General features: G+C 73.2%; 20 protein-coding genes and 1 pseudogene. 9 read left to right on the top strand and 12 right to left on the bottom strand.

Going from position 1 to position 22,350, the window contains the following annotated elements:
* Positions 1-8 precede the first annotated feature (8 nt).
* Together AC0665_RS29170 and AC0665_RS29165 are read right to left on the bottom strand one after the other, a co-directional pair.
* Positions 9-215, bottom strand: coding sequence for a hypothetical protein (locus tag AC0665_RS29170; protein WP_478607827.1), 207 nt, complete (start codon positions 213-215; stop codon positions 9-11).
* A gap of 76 nt (positions 216-291) precedes the next feature.
* Positions 292-1,138 (bottom strand): annotated as a pseudogene (locus AC0665_RS29165) (LLM class F420-dependent oxidoreductase).
* Between the two features lie 209 nt (positions 1,139-1,347).
* Here AC0665_RS29165 and AC0665_RS29160 point away from each other — a divergent pair.
* Positions 1,348-2,856 (top strand): CehA/McbA family metallohydrolase, encoded by a 1,509-nt coding sequence (locus tag AC0665_RS29160; protein WP_478607824.1) that lies wholly within the window; start codon positions 1,348-1,350, stop codon positions 2,854-2,856.
* Here the strand turns inward: AC0665_RS29160 and AC0665_RS29155 are convergent.
* Positions 2,853-3,674, bottom strand: coding sequence for an endonuclease/exonuclease/phosphatase family protein (locus tag AC0665_RS29155; RefSeq protein WP_468411591.1), 822 nt, complete (start codon positions 3,672-3,674; stop codon positions 2,853-2,855). The two genes, AC0665_RS29160 and AC0665_RS29155, sit on opposite strands and share 4 nt — an antisense overlap.
* Positions 3,675-3,773: 99 nt before the next feature.
* Here AC0665_RS29155 and AC0665_RS29150 point away from each other — a divergent pair, with 99 nt between their 5' ends.
* Complete coding sequence (locus tag AC0665_RS29150; protein ID WP_468411593.1) at positions 3,774-4,166, top strand: nitroreductase/quinone reductase family protein; 393 nt, start codon at positions 3,774-3,776, stop codon at positions 4,164-4,166.
* A gap of 6 nt (positions 4,167-4,172) precedes the next feature.
* On the opposite strand, the gene AC0665_RS29145 is transcribed toward AC0665_RS29150, so the two are convergent.
* The 6 genes from AC0665_RS29145 to AC0665_RS29120 form a co-directional block, all read right to left on the bottom strand.
* Positions 4,173-5,624, bottom strand: a complete 1,452-nt coding sequence (locus AC0665_RS29145; protein WP_478607822.1) for an aldehyde dehydrogenase family protein — start codon at positions 5,622-5,624, stop codon at positions 4,173-4,175.
* The gene (locus tag AC0665_RS29140; protein WP_478607820.1) at positions 5,621-7,351 is read right to left on the bottom strand and encodes an N-acyl-D-amino-acid deacylase family protein; all 1,731 of its coding nucleotides are present in this window, start codon (positions 7,349-7,351) and stop codon (positions 5,621-5,623) included. Before AC0665_RS29140 ends, AC0665_RS29145 begins: the two co-directional genes overlap by 4 nt.
* An 89-nt stretch (positions 7,352-7,440) precedes the next feature.
* Positions 7,441-8,559 carry an LLM class flavin-dependent oxidoreductase gene (locus tag AC0665_RS29135; protein ID WP_468411599.1) on the bottom strand — a complete coding sequence of 373 codons (1,119 nt, stop codon included), beginning with the start codon at positions 8,557-8,559 and terminating at the stop codon, positions 7,441-7,443.
* Between the two features lie 98 nt (positions 8,560-8,657).
* The gene (locus AC0665_RS29130; RefSeq protein ID WP_478706095.1) at positions 8,658-9,428 is read right to left on the bottom strand and encodes an SDR family NAD(P)-dependent oxidoreductase; all 771 of its coding nucleotides are present in this window, start codon (positions 9,426-9,428) and stop codon (positions 8,658-8,660) included.
* A 9-nt stretch (positions 9,429-9,437) separates the two neighbouring features.
* Positions 9,438-10,340 carry a TIGR03619 family F420-dependent LLM class oxidoreductase gene (locus tag AC0665_RS29125; protein WP_478706120.1) on the bottom strand — a complete coding sequence of 301 codons (903 nt, stop codon included), beginning with the start codon at positions 10,338-10,340 and terminating at the stop codon, positions 9,438-9,440.
* 14 nt (positions 10,341-10,354) lie between these two features.
* Positions 10,355-11,602, bottom strand: a complete 1,248-nt coding sequence (locus AC0665_RS29120; protein ID WP_468411604.1) for an amidohydrolase family protein — start codon at positions 11,600-11,602, stop codon at positions 10,355-10,357.
* Positions 11,603-11,827: 225 nt separating this feature from the next.
* Between AC0665_RS29120 and afsR the strand changes: the two genes are divergently transcribed.
* Positions 11,828-14,854, top strand: coding sequence for an SARP-family global regulator AfsR (gene afsR / locus AC0665_RS29115; protein ID WP_478706094.1), 3,027 nt, complete (start codon positions 11,828-11,830; stop codon positions 14,852-14,854).
* A 216-nt stretch (positions 14,855-15,070) separates the two neighbouring features.
* Positions 15,071-15,232: a hypothetical protein gene (locus tag AC0665_RS29110; RefSeq protein WP_468411608.1), complete on the top strand. Its 162-nt coding sequence runs from the start codon at positions 15,071-15,073 to the stop codon at positions 15,230-15,232.
* An 88-nt stretch (positions 15,233-15,320) separates the two neighbouring features.
* Here the strand turns inward: AC0665_RS29110 and AC0665_RS29105 are convergent, their stop codons facing one another.
* Positions 15,321-15,578, bottom strand: coding sequence for a hypothetical protein (locus tag AC0665_RS29105; protein WP_468636331.1), 258 nt, complete (start codon positions 15,576-15,578; stop codon positions 15,321-15,323).
* A 29-nt stretch (positions 15,579-15,607) separates the two neighbouring features.
* On the opposite strand from AC0665_RS29105, the gene AC0665_RS29100 reads away from it, so the two are divergent.
* Positions 15,608-16,534, top strand: coding sequence for an SMP-30/gluconolactonase/LRE family protein (locus AC0665_RS29100; protein ID WP_478706093.1), 927 nt, complete (start codon positions 15,608-15,610; stop codon positions 16,532-16,534).
* On the opposite strand, the gene AC0665_RS29095 is transcribed toward AC0665_RS29100, so the two are convergent.
* On the bottom strand, positions 16,524-18,164 hold the full coding sequence (locus AC0665_RS29095) for a FadD3 family acyl-CoA ligase (protein ID WP_478706092.1): 1,641 nt from the start codon (positions 18,162-18,164) through the stop codon (positions 16,524-16,526). The genes AC0665_RS29100 and AC0665_RS29095 overlap by 11 nt on opposite strands.
* Before the next feature lie 64 nt (positions 18,165-18,228).
* On the opposite strand from AC0665_RS29095, the gene AC0665_RS29090 reads away from it, so the two are divergent.
* The 4 genes from AC0665_RS29090 to AC0665_RS29075 are packed head-to-tail and all read left to right on the top strand — an operon-like array spanning position 18,229 to position 21,589.
* The gene (locus AC0665_RS29090) at positions 18,229-19,389 is read left to right on the top strand and encodes a lipid-transfer protein (protein ID WP_478706091.1); all 1,161 of its coding nucleotides are present in this window, start codon (positions 18,229-18,231) and stop codon (positions 19,387-19,389) included.
* A 10-nt stretch (positions 19,390-19,399) separates the two neighbouring features.
* Positions 19,400-19,813, top strand: coding sequence for a Zn-ribbon domain-containing OB-fold protein (locus AC0665_RS29085; protein WP_468411620.1), 414 nt, complete (start codon positions 19,400-19,402; stop codon positions 19,811-19,813).
* A complete protein-coding gene (locus tag AC0665_RS29080) occupies positions 19,810-20,586 on the top strand; it encodes an enoyl-CoA hydratase/isomerase family protein (protein ID WP_478607808.1) in 777 nt (258 codons plus the stop codon). The genes AC0665_RS29085 and AC0665_RS29080 overlap by 4 nt, the downstream gene beginning before the upstream one ends.
* A gap of 49 nt (positions 20,587-20,635) precedes the next feature.
* A complete protein-coding gene (locus tag AC0665_RS29075; protein WP_478706119.1) occupies positions 20,636-21,589 on the top strand; it encodes an alpha/beta fold hydrolase in 954 nt (317 codons plus the stop codon).
* A 23-nt stretch (positions 21,590-21,612) separates the two neighbouring features.
* On the opposite strand, the gene AC0665_RS29070 is transcribed toward AC0665_RS29075, so the two are convergent.
* A complete protein-coding gene (locus AC0665_RS29070; RefSeq protein WP_478706090.1) occupies positions 21,613-22,236 on the bottom strand; it encodes a hypothetical protein in 624 nt (207 codons plus the stop codon).
* Positions 22,237-22,350 lie beyond the last annotated feature (114 nt).

Genomic DNA, 22,350 nt, shown 5'->3' with positions numbered 1-22,350 from the left:
GAGCCCCGTCAGTGGAAGGCCAGCCACCCGATGCCCAGGGCCGAGGTGAGGCCCGCGGCGGCGACGGCGGCCGGCCGGTTGCGGTGCAGGGTGAACCAGACCAGCGCGGACGTCACCAGTACGGCCGCCGTGCCGATCGCGGCGCGCAGCAGCCCCTGGCTGTAGCCGTACTCGGTGAAATGACGCAGGAGCCAGAAAAACCAGGCAAGCCTCATGACGCTCTCCCCCCGTGGCGAACTGATCCGCAGTTTAGTAGGGGGATTCAAGTGCCCTGCGCGGCAGGGCAGTTGGTCAGAGGTATCCGGCCAGGCCGTCCAGCGTCTTCAGCACCTCCGCGTCCCCCGCCGGGGGCAGCTGCGCCACGACCTCCTCGATGCCGAGGTCGGCGTAGTGGGCCAGCTTGCCCGGGCTCGGGTGGACGGCGTAGGGGACGACCTGGAGGGCCTGGGGGTCGCGGCCGGCGTCGGCCCAGGCGCCGCGCAGGACGGGCAGCGCCTCACCGAGGCCCCGGCCGCCGATCGGCAGCCAGCCGTCGGCGTACTCGCTGATGTGCGCGAACAGCTTGGGCCCGGCGGCCCCGCCGACGAGCGTGCGCGGGCCGACGACCGGACCGCGCGGCTGCTGCACGGGCTTCGGGTGGGCGTGGCTGGCCCGGACGCTGCCGAACTCCCCTTCGTAGGCGAGCGGCCGGCTGGACCACAGGGCGCGCATCAGCGCCATCCGGTCCCGGACCAGCTCGCGCCGGGTGCTCCACCGCACGCCGTGGTCGGCGGCCTCCTCGACGTTCCAGCCGAAGCCGAGCCCGAGTGTGAACCGGCCGCCGGAGAGATGGTCGAGGGTGGCGATTTGCTTGGCCAGGTCGATCGGGTCGTGCTGGGCGACGAGCGTGATGCCCGTGCCGAGCCCGAGCCGCTCGGTGACGGCGGCGGCCTGGCCGAGGGGCCACGAACGGGTCGAGGGTGCGGCCGTACTCGGGCGGCAGCTCACCGCCCGCCGGGTAGGGGGTGGTCCGCTCGACCGGGATGTGGGTGTGCTCGGGCAGGTACAGCCCGGCGAAACCGCGATCCTCCAGTTCCCGGGCGAGCCGGGTCGGGGTGATCGTCTCGTCGGTGAGGAAGATCGTCACGGCGATGCGCATGACCCATCTCTACCCGAGGGCGGGCCGGGTGTCCATACCGACCGGTCGGACTTTCGGATGCCGCGGCCGCCAGGGCCCGCGGCCCGTTTCCCTGCCGCCCGCCGTCCGATTCCCCTCCCTTGCACGCCCGTTCACGGCTGACTACAAGGGTGCACACGCACCACCCCGCACCACCCGTGCCACGTCACCGACGACACCTGGGGAGCAGCATGTGCGAGGACAGCCACGGCGGGTTGGGACGGCGCGCTCTGTTCGCCACCGGGGCGGCGGCCGCGCTTACCTTGGGAAGCGTGAGCTTTGCTTCAGCGGCCGACGGGGGCCGGGAGAGCAGGACCGTGCGGGGCACGCTGCCGCCCGGCTCCCCCGACTTCGTGTACGTGCCCGTCGAGATCCCGGCCGGTGTGCGGGAGCTCAAGGTCGCCTACACCTACGACCGGCCGTCCGTCCCGGCCGGCACCCTGGGCAACGCCCTGGACATCGGCCTCTTCGACGAGCGCGGCACCGACCTGGGCGGCCGGGGCTTCCGCGGCTGGTCGGGCGGGGCGCGCACGGAGTTCTTCGTCCGGGCGGACGACGCGACGCCCGGCTACCTCCCCGGCCCGGTCCGCGAGGGCACCTGGCACATCGCGCTCGGCCCGTACACGGTCGCCCCGCAGGGCCTGTCGTACGAGATCACCCTCACGCTGACGTACGGGGAGCCGGGCGAGACAGCGCGGCCGGTGTATCCGCCGGAGCGGGCGAAGGGACGGGGGCGGGCCTGGTACCGGGGCGACTGCCATCTGCACTCCTGGCACTCCGACGGCCGCCGCACCCCCGCCGAGATCGGGGAACTGGCCCGGTCCGCCGGCCTGGACTTCATCAACTCCTCCGAGCACAACACGCACTCCGCGCACGCCCACTGGGCCGACGTGGCCGGGGACGACCTGCTGGTGATGCTGGGCGAGGAGGTCACCACCCGCAACGGGCACGTGGTCGCGCTCGGCACCGACCCGGGCACCTTCGTCGACTGGCGCTACCGGGCCCGCGACAACCGCTTCGGCCGGTTCGCCCGGCAGATCCGCCGCGCCGGCGGCCTGGTCGTCCCGGCCCATCCGCACGCCACCTGCATCGGCTGCAACTGGAAGTTCGGCTTCGCCGAGGCGGACGCCGTCGAGGTGTGGAACGGCCCCTACACACCCGACGACGAGGTGGCGCTGGCCGACTGGGACAGCATGCTCGTGGCGTCCGTGCGGGACGAGCGCGGCTGGATCCCGGCGATGGGCAGCAGCGACGCCCACCGCTCCCCGGACGCCGTGGGCAGCCCCCAGACGGTCGTCCTGGCCGACGACCTGACCCGGGAGGCGATCCAGGAGGGCATCCGGGCGGGGCGGTCCTACGTCGCCGAGTCCGCGCGGGTCGCGCTGTCGCTGCGGGTGTCCGGCGGACGCGGCGAGCACGCGGGCATCGGGGAGCGGCTCAACGTGGACCCCGGCACCCCGGTCACGGTCCGCCTGGAGGTCACCGGCGCCCCGCGCTGCACGGTCCGCTTCGTCACCGACCAGGGCGTCGTCCACACCAGCGCCCCGCTGCCGGTGTCCGGCTCGGGCACGGTGGAGTGGCGCACGACGCCGTCCTACGCGGCGTACGTGCGGGCCGAACTGCGCCACGAGGCGGCGGCGGGCCCGCTGCCCGGGCCGCTGGCGGCGTTCACGAACCCGGTGTTCCTGGGGCGCCGCTAGGGCGTGTCCGCCAGGTCGGCGACCACGGCCGCGTGGTCGGAGGGCCACACCCCGTCGACCGGGCCGTCGCAGGCCCGCCGTACGTCGCGGACCCGGCCGAGTCCGCCGGGGCCGGGCGGGCCCACGTGGATGTAGTCGATGCGGGCGCCGGGTTTGCGGCCGGCCACCACGTGCGGGTTGGCCGCGTCCCAGGTGGCGCAGGGCGCGGCCGGGTCGGCGTACTCCCAGGCGTCGACGAGGACCTGCCCGGGCACCGTCGGGGCCGTCTTGTAGCCGCCGAGGAGGCGGATCTCGTCGGAGTCGGGCCAGGCGTTGAGGTCGCCGGTGACGACGGGCGGGAACGGGGAGTCGCCGCCGTGCCGGGCGACGAACTCGGCGAGCGCGGCGACCTGCCGGCAGCGCACCGCCGAGGCGTGCAGGGCGGAGCTGAAGTGAGCGGTGAAGAAGGGGACCTCGTAGGCCGGTCCGGCCAGCCGGGCGTACAGGGCCAGGCGGCCGTCGTCCGTGTCGGCCGGGGCGGGCAGCGGCAGCACGTCCTGGTCGACGACCGGCCATCTGCTGAGCACGGCGTTGCCGATGCCGACCGTGGGGTCCCCGATCCGCCGCTGCCAGCGCTCCGGGGCGGGCGAGGCGCCCCAGGCCCAGTGCAGGCCCAGCTCACCGGCCAGCCACTCGGCGAGGTTCTCGCCGTCGGCCGCCCACACCTCCTGGAGCCCCACGACGTCGGGCCGCAGCTCCCGCAGCGCCGTGAGGATCGCCTTCTGCCGCGTCTGCCACGGCCCGAAGCGCCACCATAGGTTCCAGGTCACGATCCGCATCCGCAGCCACCCGCTCTCCTCGATGCCGCGTCAGGGATCATTGAAGCAGGAACCATCGCGCGTTCTGTGAGAGCTTCGTGTGAAGGAGACCCGCCGACGATGTCCCGCCGCCCCGACCTGAGGTTCCGCGCGACCACGGCCGTCCAGCGCCGTCTCAACCCCCTCCTGCGGCGCCTCCCCCTCCAGACGGTCCTGGAGACGACGGGCCGCGTCTCCGGGCTGCCCCGCCGGACGCCGGTGGGCGGGCGCCGCGTCGGCGACTCCTTCTGGCTGGTGTCGGAGTTCGGCCAACGGTCGCAGTACGTGCGCAACATCACCGCCGATCCGCGGGTACGGGTCCGCATCCGCGGGCGGTGGCACGAGGGCACCGCTCACCTGATGCCGCAGGACGACCCGCTGGCCCGGCTGCGGACGCTCCCCCGGGTCAACAGCCTGGGGGTACGGGCCCTGGGGACGGACCTGCTGACCGTGCGGGTGGATCTGGACGCCTGAGCCGCGTCAGCCCGGCCAGACGATCGCCTGGATCTCGCTGTAGGCGTGCAGCGCGTAGCTGCCGACGTCCCGGCCCACGCCGCTGTGCTTGAAGCCGCCGAAGGGTGCCTCCATGTTCCGCCCGACGGTGTTCACGCCCACCCCGCCGGCCCGCAGCCGCCGTGCCACCCGGAAGGCGCGGGCCACGTCCCCGGACCAGACGTAGTCGATGAGCCCGTAGTCGGTGTCGTTGGCGAGCGTGACGGCCTCCTCCTCGTCGTCGAAGGGGATCACGGTCACCACCGGGCCGAAGATCTCCTCGCGGGCCACCCGCATGCCGTTGGTGCAGCCGGCCAGGAGGGTGGGGGCGACGTAGAAGCCGCTGGGCAGGCCGGGGCGTTCGCCGCCCGCCACCACCACCGCGCCCTCCTCGCGGCCCAGTCCGACGTACGACTCCACCCGGTCCCGGTGCGCCGCCGAGATGACCGGGCCGACCACGGTGTCCGGCTCGTCCGGGTCGCCGACCTTCAACCGGGCGGCGTACCCGGCCAGTTGTTCCACCAGCCGGTCGTGGATCCCGCGCTGCGCCAGGACCCGGGTCGGGGCGGTGCAGATCTGCCCGCTGTAGAAGGAGAAGGTCGTCCCGATCCCGGCCACCGCCGAGGCGAGGTCGGCGTCGTCGAAGACGACCGCCGCGCCCTTCCCGCCCAGCTCCATCAACTGCCGTTTCATGTCCCGCCCGCACACCTCGGCGATGCGCCGCCCGACCGCCGTGGAGCCGGTGAAGCTGACCATGTCGACGTCCGGCGACGCCACGGCCGCCTCGCCGACCTCCGTGCGGGCGCCGCCGACCACGTTCACCACGCCCGGCGGCACACCGGCCTCCTCCAGGGCCCGCGCCATGCGGTAGACCGACAGCGGGTCCTGCGGGGCCGGTTTCACCACCACCGTGTTGCCCATGGCCAGGGCGGGCGCGATCTTGCCGGCCGCGTTCGCCCAGGGATTGTTGTACGAGGTGACGCAGGTGACGACCCCGACGGGCTGCCGGACGGCCAGGGCGCCCAGGACAGCGGCCCTCCCCATCGGCCCCGCCTCGTTGATCTGCGGCGGGATCGCCCACTCGGCGGGCTCCACACGCGCGTAGCGCCGGAAGCGGGCGGCGGCGACGCCGACCTGCATGCCGCGTGCGGTGGCGAGGGTCGCTCCGGTCTCGGCCCGGGCCAGCGAGGCGTACTCCCGCAGCCGGGCGGCGATGATCCCCGCCGCCCGTCCGAGCACGGCCGCCCGCTCCTGCGGCGAGGTGCGCGACCACGGTCCGAAGGCCTCGCGGGCCGCGGCGCAGGCCGTGAGCACCTGATCCCGCGAGGCCTCGGGCGCCCACCCGACGGTCCGCTCGCTCGCCGGGTCGATCACCGCGTAGTGCCCGCCGTCCGGCTCCACCCAGGAGCCGCCGACGAACAGCGGCTGCCGTGCCGTCACCTCGTGCTCACCGTCTCCGTGTCCCGCCCCGAGCGGAGCACCCGGCCCGGTACGGCCCCGGTCACCACGTCGTCCCGGATCGCCTCGGCCCCGTTGACCCACACGGCCCGCACCCCCAGCGCCCGGGAGTCCAGCCGCGGGCTGCCGCCCGGCAGATCGTGCACCAGGGTGGCCGGGCCCGCGTCGATCCGCTCCGGGTCGAACAGCACCAGGTCCGCGTGCCAGCCCTCCTCGATCCGCCCGCGCTCGCGCAGCCCGAAGAGCCGGGCGGGGTCGTCGGTCAGCATCTTCACGGCCTGCTCCAGAGCGACCAGCCGCCGCCCGCGCAGGCAGTCCCCGAGGAACCGGGTGGTGTACGGCGCCCCGCACATCCGGTCCAGATGCGCGCCCGCGTCGGACCCGCCCAGCACCACGTCCTCGTGCTGCCAGGTCCGGGCCCGCAGCGCCCAGGACGCCGGGTCGTTGTCGGTCGGCATCGGCCACAGCACCGTGCGCAGCCCGTCGTTGGCGCAGATCTCCACCAGGCACTGGAAGGGTTCCTGCCCGCGCTCCTCGGCGATGTCCTTGACCACGCGCCCGCTCAGCCCGGCGTTCGCCTCGCTGTAGGTGTCGCCGATGACGTACCGCCCGAAGTCGGCGAGCCGCCGGAAGACCCCCGCCTCCTTCGAATTCGCGCGCCGCAGCAGCTCGGCCCGGACGTCAGGGTCCCGCAGCTTCTCGATCCGCTCGGGTACGGGCAGCCCGAGCACCGGCCCCCACCCGGGGATGAGGTTGAGCGCGCAGAAGGTGCCCAGCGACATGTTCATGGGCGTGAGGATCGGCATGGTCAGCGCCACGACCCGGCCGCCGGCCTTCCTCGCCTGCTCGCTCGCGAGCAACTGCCGGGGCACGCGCTCGGGAACGGCCGCGTCGATCGTCAGCACGTTCCAGTTCAGCGGCCGTCCCGCCACCGCGCTCATCTCCACGAAAAGGTCGATCTCCGCGTCGCTGAACTGATCAAGACAGCCCGCGACGATCGCCTCGATCTGGGTGCCCTCGCACTCCCCGACAGCCCGCGCCAGCGCCAGCAGCTCGGCCGGCTGGGCGTGCCGTGAGGCGACGGGCTGTCCGTCGCCGTCGGAGTGACTGCTCGACTGGGTGGTGGATAGCCCCCAGGCCCCGGCGTCCATGGCGTCCCGCAGCAGCCGCACCATCGCGGCGAGCTCTTCCCCGCTCGGCTGCCCGCCCACGGCCCGGGGCCCCATGACGTACCGCCGCAGCGCGCAGTGCCCCACCATGAACCCGGCGTTGACGGCGATCCGCCCCTCCAGGGCGTCCAGGTACTCCCCGAACGAATGCCAGGTCCAGGGCGCCCCCTCCTCCAGCGCCACCAGCGCCATGCCCTCGACCCGGGACATCATCCGCCGGGTGTAGTCGGCGTCCTCGGGCCGGTCGGGATGCAGGGGTGCGAGCGTGAACCCGCAGTTCCCGCCGGCGACGGTGGTGACCCCGTGGTTGAGGGACGGTGTGGCGTACGGGTCCCAGAAGAGCTGGGCGTCGTAGTGGGTGTGGGGATCGACGAAGCCGGGGGTGAGGACGAGGCCGGTGGCGTCCTCGACCGACCGTGATGCCTCGGTGACCGTCCCCACCACGGAGATACGGCCGTCCCTGATGCCGACGTCCGCGGTGAAGCCGGGCGCGCCGGACCCGTCGACGACGGTCGCCCCCCTGATCACGTGATCGAGCATGACCACTCAACTCCCTCGAGTAGGGCGCCCTGGGGGCGCGGGGAACTGCGCGACAAGCCACCACGAACGCCGCACCCGCCGACGAACGCTCAGGCCCCCTGACGGAACCGCGAAGTCCGATGCACGGGATCCGTATCGATCTGGGGGATCACGTGCTCCCCGACCAGCCGGATCGTCTGCAGCGTCTCCTCCTTGGGCACCCCCACCGGCAACCCGAAACTCAGCTGATCGGCCCCGGCCCGCTCCCACCGCCGGCACTGCCGCAGCACCTCGTCCGGATCCCCGCAGATCAGCAACTCCTCCTCGATCAGCACCTCCACGAACTCCTCGGTGTACTCGGGCAGCGTCTCCGGCCACACCGGGAAGCCCTCGGGCCGGGGGAAGGTGTCGTGGTACCGGAAGACGAGCGAGGGCAGATAGTGCAGCCCCCCGCTCGCGGCGATCCGCACCGCCTCCGCGTGGGTCGGCGCGCAGATCGCCGTGGTCGTCACCATCACGTTGTCGTTCACGAAGGCCCCGACCGGCTCGGCGTCCACGATCGCCGTCTTGTACTGCTCCAGCACCCACTCCATGTCGGAGACCTTCTGGACGCTGAAGCCGAGCACGCCGAGCCCCTTCCTCGCCGCCATCGCGTACGAGGGGGGCGACCCGGCGGCGTACCACATCGCCGGGTGCGCCGGGCCGTACGGCTTCGGCAGGACCTTCCGCGGCGGCAGCGACCAGTGCTTGCCCTGGAAGCCCTGGTACTCGTCCTGGAGCCACATCCGGGGGAACTCGGCGATGGTCTCCTCCCAGAGTTCCTTGGTGTGGTTCATGTCGGTCACGCCCGGCATGAACCCGAGGATCTCGTGCGACCCGGCGCCCCGCCCGCTGCCGAACTCGAAGCGGTTGCCGCTGAGGTGGTCGAGCATCGCGACCTTCTCGGCGACCTTCACCGGGTGGTTGACCGGGGCGAGCGGGTTGAAGATCCCCGAGCCCAGGTGGATCCGCTCCGTCGCGTGGGCCAGGTACCCGAGGAAGACGTCGTTGGCGGACAGGTGCGAGTACTCGTCCAGGAAGTGGTGCTCGGAGGCCCAGGCGTACTTGAAGCCGCACTTGTCCGCCTCGATGACGTACTCGGTCTCCTCCATCAGCGCCTTGTGCTCGGCGAGCGGGTCGGTCTCGGCCCGCTTGCCGACGTATCCCTGAACGAAGATGCCGAATTCCAAGGAGGTTCACCGCCCCGAGGTCTGATTCTGACGATGCGTCAGATTTATGGCTCCGACTGTTCCACCGGCTTCCGGGAGCGTCAATAGCTGACGGTCCGTCAGATGACGCTGACCCCGGCCAGCCACCCGCCGTCGATCACGAACGGCTGCCCCGTGATGTACGAGGAGTCCTCCGAGGTCAGGAAGAGCGCGAGCCGGGCCACCTCCTCCGGCCGCCCGGCCCGGCCCAGCGGCACCAGCCTGCGGTACAGCCGGTCGAGGCCCTCGGCCGTCTGCGCCGGGTCGGCGTCCGGGTCGAGCCGGGCCGGGTTGGACATCGCGGTGTCGATGGCCCCCGGGCACACGGCGTTGACCCGTATCCCCCGCCCGGCCAGCTCCAGGGCGGCGACCCGGGTCAGACCGACCACGGCGTGCTTGGTGGCCGCGTAGGCACCCACGGCGGCCATCCCGGTCAGGCCGGTGTACGAGGCGGTGTTGACGATCGTGCCCCCCTCGGGCATCTCCGGGGCGACCGCCCTGATGCCGAGGAAGCAGCCCACCTGGTTGACCTGGACGACCTGCATGAACTCGTCGAGGGGTGTGTCGAGAAGGGAGTTGAAGCGGAGGATGCCGGCGTTGTTGACCAGCCCGTCGACGCGGCCGTACGCGTCCTTGGCGGCGGCGACGGCGGACCTCCAGTCGTCCTCCCGTCCCACGTCCAGATGGACGTACAGCGCGCCGATCTCCTTCGCGAGCGCCTCGCCCCGGTCGTCGAGGACGTCGGCGAGGACCACCCGGGCCCCCTCGGCCGCGAAGAGCCGGGCCTCCTGTTCGCCCTGGCCGCGTGCGGCACCGGTGACGATGACGACCCGTCCGTCGAGCTTGCCCATGGGCTCTCCTCACAGCTCGGGGGCGACCTCGGCGCCGAACGCCGCGATCTGGTCGATGAGTTCGGCGCGGCTCCGGCTGCGGAACCGCACCTGGAGCTGGTGCACGCCCATGGCGCGATACGCCCGCAGCGACTCGGCGAGCCGCCGCGGGTCCCCGGTGAGGGTCCGGCGCCCCACGTCCCACCGGGGCGTGCCGACGTACAGCGGCTCAGCGATGGCCCCCACGGTGAACGGGTCCCGCCGCCCCGCCTGTTCGCGCAGTTCCCCGATCCGGGCGATCTGCGCGGGCAGCCGGTCCCGCGGATCTCCCTGGGGCAGCCAGCCGTCGCCCTTGAGGGCGGCCCGTCGCAGGGCGGCCGGCGAGGAGCCGCCGACCCACAGGGGGACGGGGTCCTGCACGGGCCGGGGCCGCTGACCGAGCCCTTCGAAGGCGTACAGCTTGCCGTGATGCTCGGGGAACTCCTCCGGCCCGAGGGCGGCGCGCAGGGCGTCGACACACTCGTCGAGCACGGCACCGCGCCGGTGGAAGTCGACGCCCAGGGCCTCGAACTCCTCCCGGACGTGCCCGGCGCCGACGCCGAGGATGAGCCGGCCCGCGCTGAGGTGGTCGAGCGTGGCGTACTGCTTGGCGGTCAGGAGGGGGTGGCGCAGGCCGACGATCGCGACATGGCTGAGCAGCCGGACGCGCTCGGTCGCGGCGGCGAGGTGCGCGAGGGTGGCGACGGGGTCGTACCAGACGGTGCTCATGGCGGCGGCGAGCCGGCGGGGGACGCCGACGTGATCGCAGGCCGCCAGGTAGTGGAACCCGGCCCGGTCGGCGGCGCGGGCGACCTCCAGCAGGTCGGCGGGCCCGGCGGCGGCCTCCCAGTCCTCCGCGTAGAGGGTGCTCTGCGACTGGACGGGCAGCTGCATCCCGTACCGCAGGTTCACCGCGCGCCTCCGCCGCCGCCCGGCCACAGCCCTTCGTCCGTCAGCCCGAGCAGCTCGATGGCGTTCCCCCGCACGATCCGCTCGACCACGTCGGGCTCCAGGTGCCCCATCTGCGCCTCGCCGACCTCGCGGGACTTGGGCCAGGTGGAGTCGGAGTGCGGGTAGTCGGTCTCGTAGAGGACGTTGCCGACGCCGATGGAGTCGAGGTTGCGCAGGCCGAAGGCGTCGTCGAAGAAGCAGCCGTAGACGTGCTCGGCGAACAGTTCGGACGGCGGCCGGTGCACCTTGTCGGCGACGCCGCCCCAGCCGCGGTTCTCCTCCCACACCACGTCGGCCCGCTCCAGGATGTAGGGGATCCAGCCGATCTGCCCCTCGGCGTACATGACCTTGAGGTTCGGGAACTGCTCGAACTTGCCGCTCATCAGCCAGTCGACCATGGAGAAGCAGCAGTTGGCGTAGGTGATGGTGGAGCCGACGGCGGGCGGGGCGTCCGCGGAGGTGGAGGGCATGCGGCTGCTGGAGCCGATGTGCATGGCGACGACCGTGCCGGTCTCGTCGCAGGCGGCCAGGAACGGGTCCCAGTCGTCGGTGTGGATGGAGGGCAGTCCGAGGAACGGCGGTATCTCGGAGAAGGCGACGGCACGGACCCCGCGGGCGGCGTTGCGCCGCACCTCGGCCGCCGCCAGTCCGGCGTCCCACAGGGGGATCAGGGGCAGGGGGATGAGCCGTCCGTGCGCGTCGGGGCCGCACCACTCCTCCACCATCCAGTCGTTGTAGGCCCGCACGCAGAGCAGGCCCAGCTCGTGGTCCTCGGCCTCGGTGAAGGTCTGTCCGCAAAAGCGCGGGAAGGTCGGGAAGCACAGGGCGGACTGGACGTGGTTGACGTCCATGTCGGCGAGGCGCGCGGTGACGTCGTAGGAACCGGGCCGCATCTGCTCGTACGTGATGACCTCGAGCCGGATCTCGTCCCGGTCGCAGCCGACCGCGGTGTCGAGCCGGGTCAGGGGCCGGCGCAGATCCTCGTAGACCCACCAGTCGCCGACGGGGCCGTCGTCCCCGGGTCGCCCCATGACCGGCTTGAAGCGCCCTCCGAGGAAGGTCATCTCCTTCACGGGGGCCCGGACGACCCGCGGCCCGACGCCCCGGTACCGCTCCGGAAGCCGGTCCTGCCAGACGTTCGCGGGCTCCACGGTGTGGTCGTCCACGGAGATGATCAGCGGGAACGTGCTGTCGTGGGTGTCCATGGCGCTCACCGTAGCGCCGATCTGACGGGGCGTCAGCTACGCGGGCGCGAGCCGGTCCGGCCTCGATGGCGCGATCCGTGCGGTCCGGCCGGAAGCGTGCGCGGTGAGTGTGCAGACTCTGTGGACTCCCGCGCGTCACCCTGTGATCGGCGTCTCCCACGGCTGACGTATCCACCGCCAACAAGGCAAACTGGCCTGGTTGCTCAGGATGTCTAGGGGGACTGCATGGACGGTGTACCGGACGGTGTGCCGCTCGTACCGGAGCAGCGGCGTCCCGATTCCACGTCGGAGCCGGCGATGACGGCCGGACCGAACGGACCGGCACGGTCCGCGGCCCTGCGCTTCAGCGTGCTCGGCCCCGTGCGCGCCTGGCGCGGTGACGACCCGGTGGCCACCGGTTCACCTCAGCAACGCGCGCTGCTGGCCGCCCTGTTGCTGCGCGGGGGCCGTACGGCCACGGCGGCGGAGCTGATCGACGCCCTGTGGGGTGAGGAACCGCCCTCGCAGGCCCTGGCGGCCGTGCGGACCTATGCCTCCCGGCTGCGCAAGGTGCTGGACCCGGGCGGCACCGGCACCGCCGCCCCGGCCGTCCTGGTCAGCGAGGCCGGCGGCTACGCGGTGCGCGGCCTCGCCGAGGACGCCCTGGACCTCACCGTCGCCGAGGACCTGGCCACCGAGGCGGAGAAGGCCCGCTCGGCCGGCGACCTGCGCCACGCCCGCGCCACCCTGCGCCGCGCCCTCGCCCTGTGGGACGGGGAGACCCTGGCCGCGGTGCCCGGCCCCTACGCGGAGGCCCAGCGCGTCCGGCTGGAGGAGTGGCGGCTCCAGCTCCTCGAATCACGCCTGGACATGGACCTGGAGCAGGGCTGCCACGCCGAGGCCGTCTCCGAGCTCACGGCCCTCACCGCGGCCCATCCGCTGCGGGAGCGGCTGCGCGAACTGCTGATGCTGGCGCTCTACCGCAGCGGCCGCCAGGCCGAGGCCCTGGCCGTGTACGCCGACACCCGCCGCCTGCTCGCCGACGAACTCGGCGTGGACCCGCGCCCCGGCCTGAGCGAGCTGCAACAGCGGATCCTCCAGGCGGACCCCGGGCTCGCGGAGCCCTCCTCCCCGGCCCCCGAACAGGCCACGGTCCCGGTACGCCCCGCGCAACTTCCCGCCACCGTCCCGGACTTCACCGGCCGATCCGCCTTCGTGCGCGAACTGGGCGACATCCTCGCCTCCGCCGAGGGCCGGGTCATGGCGGTCTCGGCGCTGGCCGGCATCGGCGGCGTCGGCAAGACGACCCTCGCGGTGCACGTCGCCCACCAGGCGCGCGCGGCGTTCCCGGACGGGCAGCTCTACGTCGACCTCCAGGGCGCGGGCGCCCGGGCGGCGGAGCCGGAGACGGTCCTGGGCTCCTTCCTGCGCGCCCTCGGCACGGCCGACTCGGCGATCCCCGACTCCCTTCAGGAGCGGGCGGCCCTGTACCGCTCGGTCCTGGCCGGGCGCCGGGTGCTGGTCCTGCTGGACAACGCCCGGGACGCCGCCCAGGTGCGCCCGCTGCTGCCCGGCACGGACGGCTGCGCCGCGCTGGTCACCTCCCGGGTGCGGATGCTGGACCTGGCCGGGGCCCATCTGATCGACCTCGACGTGATGTCCCCGGACGAGGCGCTGGCGCTGTTCACGAGGATCGTGGGCGAGGAGCGGGTGGCGTCCGAGCGCAAGGCCGCCCTGGACGTGGTGGCGGCCTGCGGTTTCCTGCCGCTGGCGATCCGCATCGCGGCGTCCCGCCTGGCCGCCCGCCGCACCTGGACGGTGTCGGTCCTCGCGGCGAAACTGGCCGACGAACGCCGTCGCCTGGACGAGCTCCAGGCCGGTGACCTGGCCGTCGCGGCCACCTTCGAGCTCGGCTACGGCCAGCTGGAGCCCGCCCAGGCCCGGGCGTTCCGCCTGCTCGGCCTGGCGGACGGCCCCGACATCTCCCTCGCCGCCGCGGCGGCGGTCCTGGACCTGCCGGCCGAGGAGACGGAGGACCTGCTGGAGTCCCTCGTGGACACCTCCCTGCTGGAATCGGCGGCCCCCGGCCGCTACCGCTTCCACGACCTGGTCAGGCTCTACGCGCGTGCCTGTGCGGAAAGGGACGAACTGCCCCCGAGCGAACGCGGCTCGGCGCTCTCCCGGCTGCTGGACTTCTATCTGGCGTCCGCGGCCGGGGTCTACGCGATCGAGCGCCCGGGCGACCGGCTGGTGGATCACCTGGAGCGCACGTCGTACCCGGGGCTGCGCTTCGACGACCGGCACGCGGCGCAGGACTGGCTGTACGCGGAGGCCATCTGCCTCCTGGCGTGCGTACGGCAGTCCGCGGGGCTGCCGGAGACCCTCCCCCGGGCCATCGACCTGCTGTGGGCCGCCCACGACCTGTCGGAGTCGGGGGCCAACTCCAAGGAGTACGAGGCGACGGCCGAGGCGCTCGTCGGCGCGGCCCGGTCGCACGGCCTCGGGCGGGCGGAGGCCCGGGCGCTGATGACGCTCGTCAACGTCCATCATGTCGGCGGCCGTTTCGAACGGGCCGAGGAGGAGGCCGAGCGCGCCATTCTCCTCGCGCAGGAGGCCGACGACCTGCTGCCCGTCTGCTGGGCGAGCAACGCGCGTGGCATCATCGCGCTCTACCAGAACCGCCACGCGGACGGCGAGGAGCATCTCTCCCGGGCCATCGAGCACTTCCGGGCGCTCGGCGACCGGCCCGGCGAGGCCGCCGCGCTGTGCAACCTGTCCCGGATCCACCTGGCGACCGGACGGACCCAGAGCGCGGTCGCGCTGGCCCGGGAGGGCATCGACATCTACGACGGCATGGGCAATTCCCTGCGCGGGGCGAACGCCCGTTACGCCCTGGGGCTCGCCCTCACCCAGAGCGGCGAGTTGTGCGACGCGGCCGACCGGCTCCAGGAGGCGCTGGAGGTGTTCCGCGACAGCAGGCAGCGCCTGTGGGAGGGCATGAGCCTGTTCCGGCTGGCCGAGGTGGACCTCGCCGCCCGGCGCACGGCACGGGCCGCGTCCAACGCCGAGATGGCCCTGACGGTCCTGCGCGGGATCGGCGGGGAGTGGCGGCGGGGCAACGTCCTCACGGTCCTCGGGCGCGCGCTGGACGGCCTCGGCCAGTCCGGCCGGGCGCAGGTCTGCTGGCAGGAGGCGGCCGGGATCTACGAGGAACTGGGCTCGCCCGAGATCACCGAGGTGCGGGCGCTGCTGTCCCCGGTGCGCGCGGCCTGAGGCCTCGTCGGGGCGTTCATCATTCGTTTATCGCCGCTCGCCATGATGGACGCAGTCGATCCGTCGCGTCGGGGGGCAGACGGGTCACCGCACGGGCCACGCCCTGATGTTCCGGGGCGAGCGGCCCGGGTGGGCCCGTCCGGTCGTCCTCGGGGGAGTGACCGGCCGGGCCCGCCGACCTCACTGCTTGATCCATGCCAAGGGGAGTTGACGATCATGGGCGACGAGCTCAAGCCGCAGGACCTGCACGCCACGGACGAGCCGCTGGAGACGAAGGACGAGGGCGCCGTCAAGAAGCAGGACCTGCACGCGACCGAGGAGCCGCTGGAGGTCAAGGACCTGCACGCGACGTCGGAGCCTTTCAAGCCGACGAAGTAAGCCACCACCGAAACACGGGGTTCGGCCGCGGCGGCGCGGAGGGGGAGCCGTCGCGGCCGAGGTGTGTCCGCGGGCGGACGGCGTCGCGTCAGAGCGCGACGACCCGCACGCCCGGTCCGCACAGTTTCCCCATGTCGTCCTCGTCGGAGGTGAAGAGCACCACGCCCGCGGGCTGCCGGCTCGCGATCACGGCCAGGGCCGCGTCGATCGCGTACGTGTGGCCGTGCGGCCCGGTGTCCTGGAGCAGGGTGACAGCCGCCGTCGCCCAGGGTGACCCACCAGCCCGTGTCGCCCGGCGGAGTGCGCCGCTGGTCGCGGCGCGCGATAGTGGACCCGCGCAGATCACCCGTCGGCCCGATCCCGAAGGCGGCCCCCATGCCCGGCGAGCAGCCCCATCTGTACGAGACCCTCGACGAGCGGTTCCGGACGGGGAGGTGTCAGGCGGGGGACTCGCGGCTGGAGACACTGTACGAGGGGTGCCGCTGGGCCGAGGGGCCGGTGTACGTGCCCGCCGGGCGGTACCTCGTGTGGAGCGACATCCCCAACGACCGGCTGCTGCGGTGGGACGAGACCACCGGGGCCGTCGGGGTGTTCCGCTCCCCCGCCGGGTACCCCAACGGCAGCACCCTGGACGGCCAGGGCCGTCTCATCACCTGTGAGCAGGGCAACCGGCGCGTGACCAGGACCGAGCACGACGGCTCGGTGACCGTGATCGCGGACCGGTTCCGGGGCAAGCGGCTCAACAGCCCGAACGACGCCGTCGTGAGGTCGGACGGGTCGGTGTGGTTCTCCGACCCCGAGTTCGGCATCGCCACCGACTACGAGGGACATCGCGGCGAGAGCGAGATCGGTGCCCGCAACGTCTACCGCGTCGACCCCGCCGACGGCGAGGTGCGGCTGGTCGCCGACGGGTTCCAGGGGCCCAACGGGCTGGTCTTCTCGCCGGACGAACGGCAGTTGTACGTCTCCGACAGCGTCGCCAACCACATCCGCGTCTTCGACGTCGACGAGGACGGGACCACCCTCTCCGGCGGCGATGTCTTCGCCGCGTGCGGTAGGGGCAACTTCGACAACATCCGCTTCGACGACCAGGGACGGCTGTGGGCCGCCGCCCTGGACGGGGGCGTGCACTGCTACGACCCCGACGGCACGCTGCTGGGCCGCATCCTGGTGCCGGGCACCGTCGCCAACATCCGGTTCGGCGGGGCCCGGCGCAACCGCCTGTTCATCGCCGCCGACACCACCCTGTACTCCCTGATGATGTCGGTCACCGGCACCCCGGCCCTGCCGCTCAGCCGGTGACGCCGTCGCGCAGCGCGCCCTTCAGCACCTTTCCGCCGGCGTTGCGCGGCAGCCGCGCGACGAACCTGACCGTCCGCGGGACCTTGTAGTTCGCCATCTCCCTGCGGGACCAGGCGATCAGGTCGTCGGCGGTCAGCAGGGCGCCGGGGCGCCGTACGACGTACGCCCTGCCGACCTCGCCGAGCCGCGCGTCGGGCACGCCGATCACCGCGACGTCCGCCACGTCCGGGTGCAGGCCGAGGAGCCGCTCTATCTCGGCGGGGTAGGCGTTGAAGCCGCCGACGACGAACATGTCCTTGAGGCGGTCGGTGATGCGCAGGTTCCCCGCCGCGTCCAGGACGCCGATGTCGCCGGTGCGCAGCCAGCCGTCCGGTGACAGCACCTCGGCGGTGGCGCGCTCGTCCTCGTGGTAGCCGGCCATGACGTGGAAGCCGCGGACCAGGACCTCGCCCGGCTCCCCGGGTCCCAGGGCGTGGCCCTCGGCGTCCACGACCCGTACCTCCGTGCCGGGGATGGCCCGGCCGGAGGTGGACGCGATCACGTCCGGGTCGTCGCCGCGGCGGCACATGGTGACGACGCCGCTCGCCTCGGAGAGGCCGTACGCCGTGAGGACCGTCTCGACGCCGAGTTCGCCGCGCAGGCGCTCCACCAGCCGCAGCGGCACGACCGCCGCTCCCGTCACCACCAGGCGCAGGGCCGAGAGGTCGTGGGCGTCCCGGGCGGGGTGGTCCAGGAGGGACTGGAGGAGGGTCGGGGGGCCGGGGAGGACCGAGACCCGTTCCGCGGCGATGTTGGCCAGGACGGTGTCGACGTCGAACACCGGCTGCGGGATCATCGTCGCGCCCCGCATCAGAGAGGCGATCACCCCGGCCTTGTAACCGAAGGTGTGGAAGAAGGGGTTGACGATCAGATAGCGGTCGCCGCGGGTGAGGCCCGCGAGGCCGCCCCAGATGTCGTACGCCCGCAGCGTCTGGTCGTGGGTGATGACCGCGCCCTTGGGGCGGCCGGTGGTGCCCGAGGTGAAGACGATGTCCGAGGGCCAGGACCCGCGCACGGCAGCGGCCCGTTCCCGCACGTCCGCCGGGCCCGCCCCCTGCCCGCCGGCCAGGAACTCCTTCCAGGTCGAAAAGCCCGCGGGGGCGTCCTCCGAGAGGACGACCGCGTGCTTGAGGTCCGGCAGGCCGGGCAGCGGGCCGGTCCCCGGGCCGTCCCCCGCCGCCCTGCGCAGGGACGCCACGTACGACGTCCCGAGGAACGTGCCGGTGACGAACAGCAGCCGGACGCCGCCGCGGCGCAGCACGTCCGCCGCTTCGGCGCCCTTGAAGCGGGTGTTCAGCGGCACGAGCACCGCGCCCGCCGAGACGGCGCCCAGGGCGGCGACGATCCAGTCGAGCGAGTTCGGTGCCCAGATGCCGACCCGGTCGCCGGGCTCGGTTCCGAGCGCCAGGCAGGCCGCCGCCGCCTGTTCCACGCGGGCGCCAAGTTCCGCGTAGGTGACGCGGGTCCGGCCCTCGACGACCGCCTCGACGTCCGCGTACCGCTCGGCCGCCGTCCTGACCAGGTCCGGAACGCTTCCCCATGCCGTATCCGCCCGCACAGCTCGCCTCCCCGCGTCATAGGAGCTGACCATCCGTCAGATTATCTGTAATCTGACGGGCTGTCAGCGACGGTTCGGGTCCGGAGGTGCGCGCAGCATGGCAGCAGGATCGACAGGCCTCAAGGACGCCACCGCCATCGTCGGCATAGGCCAGACGCCCTTCGCCAAACGGCTCCCGGAGGACGAGCGCACCCTCGCCTGCCGCGCCGTCCTGGCCGCTCTCGACGACGCCGGGATCGCGCCCGGCGAGGTCGACGCGCTGGCCTCCTACACCATGGAGGAGACGGACGAGGTGGAGCTGGCGAAGGCCTGCGGCTTCGGCGACCTCACCTTCTTCAGCAAGGTCGGCTTCGGAGGCGGGGGTTCGTGCGCCACCGTCGCCCATCTCGCCGCCGCCATCGCCGCCGGGCAGGCGAGCGTCGGGGTGGCCTGGCGCTCCCGCAAGCGGGGCAGCGGCCCCCGGCCCTGGACCGACACCACCGTCCAGCTCCCGACCCCGGCCCAGTGGACCCGGCCGTTCGGGCTGCTGCGGCCCGCCGACGAGATCGCGATGCTCACCCGCCGCTATCTGCACGAGTACGGAGCCACCCGCGACCACCTGTTCAACGTCGCCCTGGCCTGCCGCAACCGGGCCAACCAGAACCCCGCCGCGATCATGTACGACCGGCCCCTGACCCGCGAGATGTACATGACCTCCCGCTGGATCAGCGAGCCGCTCTGCCTGTTCGACAACTGCCTTGAGACCGACGGGGCGCTGGCCTGTGTCGTGGTCTCCGCCGAGCGCGCCCGCGACTGCCGGCGCCGGCCCGTGTACGTCCATTCCACCGCCCAGTCACTGCCCGCCCAGCACCACGGCATGGTCAACTACTGGAACGACGACCCCCTCACCGGCCCCGCCTGGGCCGCCGCCCGGCATCTGTGGAAACACTCCGACCTGACCCCCGAGGACGTCGACGTCGCCCAGATCTACGACGCCTTCACGCCGCTGGTCCTGCTCTCCCTGGAGGGCTACGGCTTCTGCGGGCGCGGCGAGGGCGGGGCGTTCACCGAGGGCGGGGCGCTGGAGACGGGCGGGCCGCTGCCGCTGAACACCGCCGGGGGCGGCCTGTCCGAGGCCTACGTCCACGGCTTCAACCTCATCAACGAGGGGGTCAGACAGCTGCGCGGGACCAGTACCGCACAGGTGCCGGGCGCCTCCGCCTGTCTGGTCACCGCGGGCGAGGGGGTCCCGACCTCCGCCCTGCTGCTGAGGAGTTGAGGAGCGCCCCATGCTGCGTCCCGTCCCCGACACCGACGGCGCCCCCTTCTGGGAGTACGCCGCCCAGGGCGAACTGCGCGTCCAGGCCTGTGCGGCGTGCGGAGAGCTCCGCTTCCCGCCCCGGCCCTGCTGCCCGCACTGCCAGTCCTTCGCAAGCGAGTGGCGGCCGGTGTCCGGCCGGGGCCGGATCTGGTCCTACGTCGTCGCCCATCCGCCGCTGCTGCCCGACTACGCCGCGCACGCGCCGTACAACGTGGTCGTCGTCGAGCTGGACGAGGCGCCCCGGATCCGGCTGGTGGGCAATCTGGTCCCCGCGGCCGGGCGGCCACTCGGCTCCCTGCCGCGGGAGCACCTGCGCATCGGCGCCCGGGTGCGGGCCGTCTTCCACGACGGACTTCCGCAGTGGGTCCCGGAGCGGTCATGAGCAGTGTCCTCCTGCGGGTCGACCGGGACAGCGGAGTCGCGGTGGTGACGCTGAACCGGCCCGGGCGGCTCAACGCCGTCGACCTCGCCATGGCCGACGAACTCGCCTCCACCTGGGGCGAGCTGCGGTTCGACGACACCGTGCGGGCGATCGTCCTCACCGGGGCCGGTGAGCGGGCCTTCTGCACCGGCATCGACCGGGACGCCGTCGTGCCGCAGCCGAACTCGCCCTACGCGCAGGACGATCCGCTGCTGGGCATCGGGCCGAAGGCGAACGACCTGTGGAAGCCGGTCGTAGCCGCCGTGCAGGGAATGGCCTGCGGAGGGGCCTTCTACCTGCTCGGCGAGGCGGAGTTCGTCGTCGCCGACACCACCGCCTGCTTCTTCGACCCGCACACCACCTACGGCATGGTCAGCGCCTACGAGTCCGTGCTGATGGCGCAGCGCATGCCCTACGGGGAGGTCGCGCGGATGGCGTTGATGGGGACGGCGGAGCGTATCTCGGCCCGGCGGGCGTACGAGACCGGGCTCGTGTCGCAACTCACGGCGCGGGGCGAGGCCGTGGGCGAGGCGACGGCGTGTGCGGCCGTCCTCGCCGGGTATCCGACCGAGGCCGTGCAGGGGACCGTGCGGGCTCTGTGGGCCGCGACCGAGGCGGGGCGCGCGCAGGGGATCGCGCAGGCGCCGCACCTCATCGCACTCGGGAACGCGGGGGCCGAGCGGCAGGCCCGGCTGTTCGCCGGGCGGGCGCGGCAGTACCGGTTGCGCGAGTGAAGCAGGTGGCCCATACATGCGTATGCTCGGGAGCGTGGTTGAGCATCGGATGATCGACGTCAATGGCATACGGCTGCACATCGCGGAGCAGGGCGAGGGCCCGCTCGTGGTACTGCTGCACGGATTCCCGGAGTCCTGGCACTCCTGGCGGCACCAGTTCGGTCCGCTGGCCGAGGCCGGTTTCCGGGTGGTCGCGCCCGACCAGCGCGGGTACGGCGGCAGCGACCGCCCCGAGGGCGTGTCCGCGTACAGCATCCTCCACCTGGTGGGGGACGTGGTCGGGCTGATCCACGCGCTGGGCGAGGAGCGGGCGTTCGTGGTCGGGCACGACTGGGGCGCGCCGGTGGCCTGGCACACCGCGCTGCTGCGGCCGGACGTGGTGCGCGGGGTGGCGGGGCTGAGCGTGCCGCCGCCGTTCCGGGGCGCACAGCCCCCGCTGGAGGCCATGCGGGAGCGGTTCGGCGGGCACTTCTACTGGAACTACTTCGACCAGCCCGGGGCCGCGGAGGCCGAGTTCACCGCCGACACCCGCACGACCCTGCGCAAGCTGCTGTACTCCGCCTCCGGGGACGCCCCCGACGCCGGGCGTCCCGAGCAGGCCCTGGTGGACGACCTGGAGCGCGGCTGGCTCGCGGACGCGCCGAACCCCGAGGTGCTGCCCGAGTGGCTCACCGAGGAGGACCTCGACGTGCTCACCGAGAGCTTCGAGCCGGGCTTCACCGGCGCGCTCAACTGGTACCGCAACCTGGACCGCAACTGGGAGCTGACCGCCCCCTGGCAGGGCGCGGTCGTCTCCCCGCCCGCGCTCTACGTGTACGGCGACCGGGACCTCGTGCCGGCCTTCCCGGGCACGCCCGAACTGATCGAGCGGCTGCCGGAGTTGATGCCGAACCTGCGCCGCAAGCCGCTCGTGCTGCCGGGCTGCGGCCACTGGACGCAGCAGGAGCGGCCCGCCGAGGTGAACGAGGCGCTGATCGACTTCCTGACGGAGCTGCGGGACTGAGCCCCGGTTCCGTCAGCCGTCCGTCAGTCGTCGACGAGGGCCTGGCGGTCGACCTCGCAGTGGTCGACCGAGTCCACCAGGCCCGCGCCGCCGCCCACCCGGACGTCGACGGTGGCCGTGCCGTTCGCGGGGACGGTGACGTCCCCGTACCGGCTGACGACGGTGATGCCCTGGGCGTCCTCGAAGGTGACCGAGACCGAGAAGTCCGCCTTGCGGCCGTTGGGGTTCTCGACCTCGACGGTCGCGTAGGGGGCCGCCGGGCTCGCGCAGCCGAGCAGCCTCGCCGTGCCGTCCTTCAGCCGCTTCGTGCCGCTGCCGGAGCCGGAGGAGGAGGTCGGCGTGGAGCCGTAGTGCGGCCTGCGGGCGGTGGAACCGCCGCCGCCGCTGCCCGCGTAGTCGTCGTCCGAGCCGTACGAACCGCCGCTCGAACCGCCGCCGCTCGAACCGTCCGAGCCGTACGAACCGCCGCTCGACGTCGACGACCTCGAACTGTCGTGGTCCTGGCCGGAGCTGCTGCACCCGCCGCCGCCTCCGCCGCCGTGCCCGTGACCGCCGCCGCGGCCCCGGCCTGACGAGAAACCGGTCAGTGCCAGCACCACCAGCACCAGCACCGCCGTGAACCTGAGCCCGCTCCCCCGTGTCCGCATGACGGAAAGCCTAGTGATCGCCTGTCACGGCCATGTCACTGCATGGCGACCGGCACGCACCCGGCGTAGCGTCTGGGGTGGAAGCGGTGGACGGACCGCTTCCGAGAAGCGGCG

This window comes from Streptomyces sp. NPDC043685 (genome assembly GCF_056436585.1).
This window is presented reverse-complemented; position numbering and strand designations above follow the sequence as displayed.

Coding starts and splice junctions, on each gene's coding strand:
- AC0665_RS29110 (WP_468411608.1), top strand. CDS start 15,071: ATGGGCGACGAGCTCAAGCCGCAGGACCTGCACGCCACGGACGAGCCG.
- AC0665_RS29100 (WP_478706093.1), top strand. CDS start 15,608: ATGCCCGGCGAGCAGCCCCATCTGTACGAGACCCTCGACGAGCGGTTC.
- AC0665_RS29070 (WP_478706090.1), bottom strand. CDS start 22,236: ATGCGGACACGGGGGAGCGGGCTCAGGTTCACGGCGGTGCTGGTGCTG.
- AC0665_RS29125 (WP_478706120.1), bottom strand. CDS start 10,340: ATGCAGCTGCCCGTCCAGTCGCAGAGCACCCTCTACGCGGAGGACTGG.
- AC0665_RS29120 (WP_468411604.1), bottom strand. CDS start 11,602: ATGGACACCCACGACAGCACGTTCCCGCTGATCATCTCCGTGGACGAC.
- AC0665_RS29075 (WP_478706119.1), top strand. CDS start 20,636: ATGATCGACGTCAATGGCATACGGCTGCACATCGCGGAGCAGGGCGAG.
- AC0665_RS29085 (WP_468411620.1), top strand. CDS start 19,400: ATGCTGCGTCCCGTCCCCGACACCGACGGCGCCCCCTTCTGGGAGTAC.
- AC0665_RS29155 (WP_468411591.1), bottom strand. CDS start 3,674: ATGCGGATCGTGACCTGGAACCTATGGTGGCGCTTCGGGCCGTGGCAG.
- AC0665_RS29170 (WP_478607827.1), bottom strand. CDS start 215: ATGAGGCTTGCCTGGTTTTTCTGGCTCCTGCGTCATTTCACCGAGTAC.
- AC0665_RS29160 (WP_478607824.1), top strand. CDS start 1,348: ATGTGCGAGGACAGCCACGGCGGGTTGGGACGGCGCGCTCTGTTCGCC.
- AC0665_RS29090 (WP_478706091.1), top strand. CDS start 18,229: ATGGCAGCAGGATCGACAGGCCTCAAGGACGCCACCGCCATCGTCGGC.
- AC0665_RS29080 (WP_478607808.1), top strand. CDS start 19,810: ATGAGCAGTGTCCTCCTGCGGGTCGACCGGGACAGCGGAGTCGCGGTG.
- AC0665_RS29140 (WP_478607820.1), bottom strand. CDS start 7,351: ATGCTCGATCACGTGATCAGGGGGGCGACCGTCGTCGACGGGTCCGGC.
- AC0665_RS29130 (WP_478706095.1), bottom strand. CDS start 9,428: ATGGGCAAGCTCGACGGACGGGTCGTCATCGTCACCGGTGCCGCACGC.
- afsR (WP_478706094.1), top strand. CDS start 11,828: ATGGACGGTGTACCGGACGGTGTGCCGCTCGTACCGGAGCAGCGGCGT.
- AC0665_RS29150 (WP_468411593.1), top strand. CDS start 3,774: ATGTCCCGCCGCCCCGACCTGAGGTTCCGCGCGACCACGGCCGTCCAG.
- AC0665_RS29095 (WP_478706092.1), bottom strand. CDS start 18,164: ATGGTCAGCTCCTATGACGCGGGGAGGCGAGCTGTGCGGGCGGATACG.